At 60.2% G+C, this 6,396-nt stretch carries 6 protein-coding genes and 1 tRNA gene; 1 reads left to right on the top strand and 6 read right to left on the bottom strand.

Annotated features, from left to right (window positions below):
- Positions 1-101: 101 nt before the first annotated feature.
- From HU811_RS23575 to queA, 6 genes are all read right to left on the bottom strand, one after another.
- Positions 102-650 (bottom strand): glycine zipper 2TM domain-containing protein, encoded by a 549-nt coding sequence (locus tag HU811_RS23575; RefSeq protein ID WP_047227466.1) that lies wholly within the window; start codon positions 648-650, stop codon positions 102-104.
- Positions 651-766: 116 nt separating this feature from the next.
- On the bottom strand, positions 767-1,681 hold the full coding sequence (gene secF / locus HU811_RS23570) for a protein translocase subunit SecF (RefSeq protein ID WP_092402594.1): 915 nt from the start codon (positions 1,679-1,681) through the stop codon (positions 767-769).
- 9 nt (positions 1,682-1,690) lie between these two features.
- Positions 1,691-3,559 carry a protein translocase subunit SecD gene (gene secD / locus HU811_RS23565; RefSeq protein ID WP_186658375.1) on the bottom strand — a complete coding sequence of 623 codons (1,869 nt, stop codon included), beginning with the start codon at positions 3,557-3,559 and terminating at the stop codon, positions 1,691-1,693.
- Between the two features lie 63 nt (positions 3,560-3,622).
- The gene (yajC, locus tag HU811_RS23560) at positions 3,623-3,958 is read right to left on the bottom strand and encodes a preprotein translocase subunit YajC (RefSeq protein WP_007982729.1); all 336 of its coding nucleotides are present in this window, start codon (positions 3,956-3,958) and stop codon (positions 3,623-3,625) included.
- Positions 3,959-4,001: 43 nt separating this feature from the next.
- The gene (gene tgt, locus HU811_RS23555) at positions 4,002-5,117 is read right to left on the bottom strand and encodes a tRNA guanosine(34) transglycosylase Tgt (protein ID WP_177218148.1); all 1,116 of its coding nucleotides are present in this window, start codon (positions 5,115-5,117) and stop codon (positions 4,002-4,004) included.
- Between the two features lie 14 nt (positions 5,118-5,131).
- The gene (gene queA / locus HU811_RS23550) at positions 5,132-6,181 is read right to left on the bottom strand and encodes a tRNA preQ1(34) S-adenosylmethionine ribosyltransferase-isomerase QueA (RefSeq protein WP_025211994.1); all 1,050 of its coding nucleotides are present in this window, start codon (positions 6,179-6,181) and stop codon (positions 5,132-5,134) included.
- Positions 6,182-6,289: 108 nt separating this feature from the next.
- Between queA and HU811_RS23545 the strand changes: the two genes are divergently transcribed.
- Positions 6,290-6,374: transfer RNA gene (locus tag HU811_RS23545), tRNA-Leu, on the top strand.
- Positions 6,375-6,396 lie beyond the last annotated feature (22 nt).

The raw sequence follows: 6,396 nt of genomic DNA, 5'->3' as shown, positions 1-6,396 counted from the left end.
ACCGCTTTCGCGGGCAAGCCCGCTCCCACAAGGATGGAGGGATGTCCGAAATCCGGGCACAAAAAAAGCACCCCGAAGGGTGCTTCTTCATAACAGCCGGATCACTGAGCCGGTTCGTTCTGCCCCAGGATCAGTTGGCCTTCCTTGTTCACTGGGATCTGGTTGCCCGGATCGCGGTCCATGCGGACTTTGCCTTCCTTGCCATCGAGCATGTAGCGAACGTCGTAACCTACAACCTTGTCGCTGATGTCGTTGACCGTGTTGCAGCGAGTTTGGGTGGTGGTGTAGGTGTCGCGCTCCTGCATGCCTTCCTGAATCTTGTTACCGGCATAACCGCCGCCGGCCGCACCCGCCACGGTGGCGATTTTCTTGCCGGTGCCGCCGCCAATCTGGTTACCCAACAGGCCACCGGCCACGGCGCCCAATACGGTACCGGCGATCTGGTGTTGATCCTGGACCGGCTTCTGCCGGGTCACGGTGACGTCCTTGCACACTTCACGGGGGGTCTTGATTTGTGTCTTAACCGGGTCCACGGCCAATACTTGCGCATACTCAGGGCCGCTTTTGACCAAGCTGTAGGTGGCTACCGCACCACCGGCAGTCACACCGACAGCACCCAATACCGCACCAACCAGCATCGATTTGTTCACTTGAACCTCCTGACCATCACATGCGGATTTATCCGCGCTTCTCCCAGCCTTGGAGCACAAAAAAAGGCGCGAGTTCAACTCGCGCCTTTCGGGCTGTGACGGGCGGAGACCAAACCCTACGGGCGGTCGTCCACTTCCGTGTCAGTGGCCACCGGAGGAATCAGATCCTCGGTGCTCAGGTTCAGCCAGATCAGCACCACGTTGGCGATGTAGATCGACGAGTAAGTACCCGCCAATACACCAATGAACAGCGCAATGGAGAAGCCAAACAGGTTGTCACCACCGAAAATCAGCAGCGCGCCGATCGCCAGCAACGTGGAGATCGACGTCGCCATGGTCCGCAGCAGGGTCTGGGTGGTCGAGATGTTGATGTTCTCGATCAGCGTCGCCTTGCGCAGCACACGGAAGTTTTCCCGCACCCGGTCGAACACCACGATGGTGTCGTTGAGCGAGTAACCGATGATCGCCAGCACCGCCGCCAACACCGTCAAATCGAAGGTGATCTGGAAGAACGACAGGATGCCCACGGTCACGATCACGTCGTGGATCAGCGAAACAATCGCGCCTACCGCGAACTTCCACTGAAAGCGGAAGGCCAGGTAGAGCAGGATGCCGCCCAGCGCCATCAGCATGCCGAGGCCGCCCTGGTCGCGCAGCTCTTCACCCACTTGCGGGCCGACATACTCGACACGCTTGACCTGCGCCGGGTTGTCGCCACCGGCCTTCTGCAAGGCCTCGGCCACTTGCTGACCCAGCTGCGGGTCTTCACCCGGCATGCGCACCAGCAGGTCGGTGGTGGCGCCAAAGCTCTGCACCACAGCGTCGGTGTAACCCGAGGCCAGCAGTTGCTCGCGCACCTTGCCGACATCTGCCGGACGCTCGTAGGTCAGCTCGATCAGCGTACCGCCGGTGAAATCCAGGCCGTAGTTCAGGCCCTTGCTGAACCAGCTGAACAACGCCAGCAAGGTCAGCAATACAGTGACGCCGAACGCAACGTTGCGAACGCCCATGAAGTTGATTGTACGTAACATGGCAGCCCCTTAAATCCACAACTTCTTGAAGTCACGGCCACCATAAATCAGGTTGACCATTGCACGGGTCACCAGAATGGCTGTGAACATCGAGGTAAAGATCCCGAGGGACATGGTGACCGCGAAGCCCTTGACCGGGCCGGTGCCCATGGCGAAGAGAATCCCGCCCACCAGCAACGTCGTCAGGTTGGCATCGATAATCGCGGTAAATGCCCGGCCGAAGCCTTCGTTGATTGCCCGCTGGACCGACATGCCCGCGGCGATCTCTTCACGAATCCGCGAGAAGATCAGCACGTTGGCGTCTACCGCCATGCCCATGGTCAACACGATACCGGCGATACCCGGCAGGGTCAGCGTAGCCCCCAGCAGCGACATCAGCGCCAGCAGCAGCACCATGTTCACCGCCAGCGCCACCGTAGCGATCACACCAAAGAAGCGGTAGATCGCGATGATGAACAGCGAGACAAACAGCATGCCCCACAGCGATGCATCGACACCCTTGGCGATGTTGTCGGCACCCAGGCTCGGGCCAATGGTGCGCTCTTCAGCGAAGTACATCGGCGCAGCCAGACCACCGGCACGCAGCAGCAGGGCCAGTTCCGAGGATTCACCCTGGCCGTTGAGGCCGGTGATGCGGAACTGACTGCCCAGCGGCGACTGAATAGTCGCCAGGCTGATGATCTTTTTCTCTTCCTTGAACGTCTGGACCGGTACGTCTTTTTCGACGCCGTTGACCACTTGCTTGGTGTAAGTCGTCGTCGGCTTCTGCTCGATGAAGATCACCGCCATGCTGCGACCGACGTTGCTGCGCGTAGCGCGGCTCATCAGTTCGCCGCCGTGGCCGTCCAGGCGAATGTTCACCTGTGGGCGACCCTGCTCGTCGAAGCCCGCCTGGGCGTCGGTGACCTGGTCACCGGTGATGATCAGGCCACGCTCGATCTGCGCCGCCGGACGACCGCCTTCACGGAACTCGAAGCTCTCGGTAGTGGCGCGGGAAGCACCCGGCTCGGCCGCGAGACGGAATTCCAGATTGGCGGTCTTGCCGAGGATACGCTTGGCTTCGGCGGTGTCCTGCACGCCCGGCAGCTCAACCACGATGCGGTTGGCGCCCTGGCGCTGCACGATCGGCTCGGCCACACCCAGCTCGTTGACGCGGTTACGCACCGTGGTCAAGTTCTGCTTGATGGAATATTCGCGGATTTCCGCCAGCTTGGCCGGGGTCATCGCCAGACGCAGCACCGGCTGACCATTGAGGTCGGCCGGAACAATGTCGAAATCGTTGAAGTTCTTGCGGATCAGCGCACGGGCCTTCTCGCGGACATCTTCATCAGTGAAACCCAGCTGAACGGCACCGTCGAGCTGCGGCAGACTGCGATAGCGCAGGCGCTCTTTGCGCAACAGGCTCTTGACGTCGCCTTCGTAGACTTTCAGGCGTGCATCCAGCGCTTTGTCCATGTCCACTTCCAGCAGGAAGTGCACACCACCGGACAAGTCCAGACCCAGCTTCATCGGATGCGCGCCGAGGTTGCGCAGCCATTGCGGCGTGGTTTGGGCCAGGTTCAGGGCCACGACATAGTCGTCACCGAGGGCCTTGCGCACCACGTCCTTGGCCGGCAGCTGGTCTTCAGCCTTGAGCAGACGCAACAAACCGCCCTTGCCACCTTCGGCAACGGTCGCGGCCTTCACGTCGATGCCGGACGCCTTGAGCGCTGCGCTCGCACGGTCCAGATCGGCCTGAGTGACCTGCAAGGCAGTGCTTGCGCCACTGACCTGAATGGCCGGGTCATCAGGATAAAGATTGGGAGCGGAATAAATCAGACCGACCGCCAGCACCGCCAGGATCAGTAAATATTTCCACAGAGGGTATTTGTTCAGCATCACGCCGCCCGCTTATGACGCGGGGCGCCTTGCGCGCCCCGTCGATTGAATAGAAGTTGTTACTTAGATCGCTTTCAGCGTGCCTTTTGGCAGCGTGGCCGCGATGGCGCCTTTCTGGAACTTCATTTCAACAGTGTCGGACACTTCCAGTACCACGAAGTCGTCGGCCACTTTGGTGATCTTGCCAGCGATGCCGCCGGTGGTGACCACTTCATCGCCCTTTTGCAGGCTGCTGAGCAGGTTCTTCTGCTCTTTGGCGCGCTTGGCCTGTGGACGCCAGATCATCAGGTAGAAGATGACCAGAAAGCCCACCAGGAAAATCCACTCGAAACCGCCACCCATAGGGCCGGCAGCAGGTGCCGCCGCGTCAGCCATGGCATTAGAGATAAAAAAGCTCATTTAGCACTCCAGTTGCAAGTATTGAATCTTAGGATCGGAAAACTCAGTCCAAGGGCGGAACAGGCAACCCGCGCTTGGCATAGAAGGCATCGACAAAGGCGGCCAATGTACCCTGTTGAATAGCCTCGCGCAAACCAGCCATAAGCACCTGGTAATGGCGCAAATTGTGGATGGTATTCAACATGCTACCCAGCATTTCGCCGCACTTGTCCAAATGGTGCAGATAAGCACGGGAGAAGTTCTGGCAGGTGTAGCAATCGCAGGTCGGATCCAGCGGCGAATTATCATGGCGATGAAACGCGTTACGGATCTTCAGCACGCCCGTATCAATGAACAGATGCCCATTGCGGGCATTACGGGTTGGCATCACGCAATCGAACATGTCCACCCCGCGGCGCACACCCTCAACCAGATCTTCCGGTTTGCCAACGCCCATAAGGTAACGAGGTTTGTCAGCCGGCATCTGACCCGGCAGGTAATCGAGCACCTTGATCATTTCGTGCTTGGGCTCGCCCACCGACAGACCGCCGATGGCCAGGCCGTCGAAGCCGATCTTGTCCAGGCCTTCGAGCGAGCGCATGCGCAGATCCTGATGCATGCCGCCCTGAACGATGCCGAACAGCGCCGCCGTGTTCTCGCCATGGGCGTTCTTGGAACGCTGGGCCCAACGCAACGACAACTCCATGGACACCCGCGCCACGTCTTCATCGGCCGGGTACGGCGTGCATTCGTCGAAGATCATCACGATGTCCGAGCCCAGGTCGCGCTGGACCTGCATCGACTCTTCCGGCCCCATGAACACCTTGGCGCCATCCACCGGAGACGCGAAGGTCACGCCCTCCTCCTTGATCTTGCGCATCGCGCCCAGGCTGAACACCTGGAAGCCGCCGGAGTCAGTCAGAATCGGGCCGTTCCACTGCATGAAATCGTGCAAGTCACCGTGGGCCTTGATCACTTCCATGCCCGGGCGCAGCCATAGGTGGAAAGTGTTGCCCAGGATAATCTCCGCGCCCGTGGCGACGATATCCCGCGGCAGCATGCCCTTGACCGTGCCGTAAGTGCCCACCGGCATGAACGCGGGGGTTTCCACCGTACCGCGGGGGAAGGTCAGACGACCGCGACGAGCCTTGCCATCGGTAGCAAGCAACTCGAAGGACATGCGACAGGTGCGACTCATACTGTTTCCTCGGGTCCGCGTGGCGCGGGGTTACGGGTGATGAACATCGCATCACCGTAGCTGAAAAAGCGGTATCCATGCTCGACGGCGGCCTTGTAGGCGGCCATGGCTTCGGGATAACCGGCGAACGCCGAAACCAGCATCAACAGCGTGGATTCGGGCAAATGAAAGTTGGTGACCAGGGCATCGACCACATGAAACGGCCGGCCCGGGTAGATAAAAATGTCGGTGTCGCCACTGAACGGCTTGAGCACGCCATCGCGCGCAGCACTTTCCAGAGACCGCACACTGGTGGTCCCCACCGCCACCACCCGCCCACCGCGGGCGCGGCAAGCCGCCACGGCATCGACGACTTCCTGGCTCACTTCGAGCCATTCGTTGTGCATGTGATGGTCTTCAATACGCTCCACCCGCACCGGCTGGAACGTCCCGGCGCCAACGTGCAGCGTCACGAACGCCGTCTCAACGCCCTTGGCAGCAATCGCCTCCAGCAACGGCTGATCAAAATGCAGCCCCGCCGTCGGCGCCGCCACCGCCCCCAGACGCTCGGCGTACACAGTCTGATAACGCTCGCGGTCCGAACCTTCGTCCGGGCGGTCTATATAAGGAGGCAACGGCATGTGCCCGACACGGTCGAGCAGCGGCAACACCTCTTCGGCAAACTCAAGCTCGAACAACGCATCATGCCGCGCCACCATCACCGCCTCGCCGCCGCCGTCGATCAGAATCGACGAACCCGGCTTGGGCGACTTGCTCGAGCGCACATGGGCCAGCACCCGATGACTGTCCAGCACCCGCTCCACCAGAATCTCCAGCTTGCCGCCGGAGGCCTTCTGGCCAAACAACCGTGCGGGAATGACCCGGGTATTGTTGAACACCATCAAATCGCCCGGGCGCAAATGCTCAAGCAAATCAGTGAATTGACGGTGGGCCATGGCACCGCTGACCCCGTCCAGGGTCAACAGTCGACTGGCGCGACGCTCGGCCAGAGGGTGGCGAGCGATCAGCGAATCAGGGAGTTCGAAAGTAAAGTCAGCAACACGCATGATGGGGTTCGTCTAGCAGGGCCGGAAAGTCTAGCGGAATTATCAAAAATTCACCATGAAACGTGATTGACCAACGGTAGGCACCTCTCTATACTTCGCCGCCATTGAGCCCTGATGGCGGAATTGGTAGACGCGGCGGATTCAAAATCCGTTTTCGAAAGGAGTGGGAGTTCGAGTCTCCCTCGGGGCACCATCTTAAAAAAAGACCTTGAAAT

It is taken from the genome of Pseudomonas tehranensis (assembly GCF_014268615.1).
Taxonomy (GTDB): domain Bacteria; phylum Pseudomonadota; class Gammaproteobacteria; order Pseudomonadales; family Pseudomonadaceae; genus Aquipseudomonas; species Aquipseudomonas tehranensis.
Note: the sequence above shows the minus strand (reverse complement) of the source record. Positions and strands in the feature narration are given on the sequence as shown.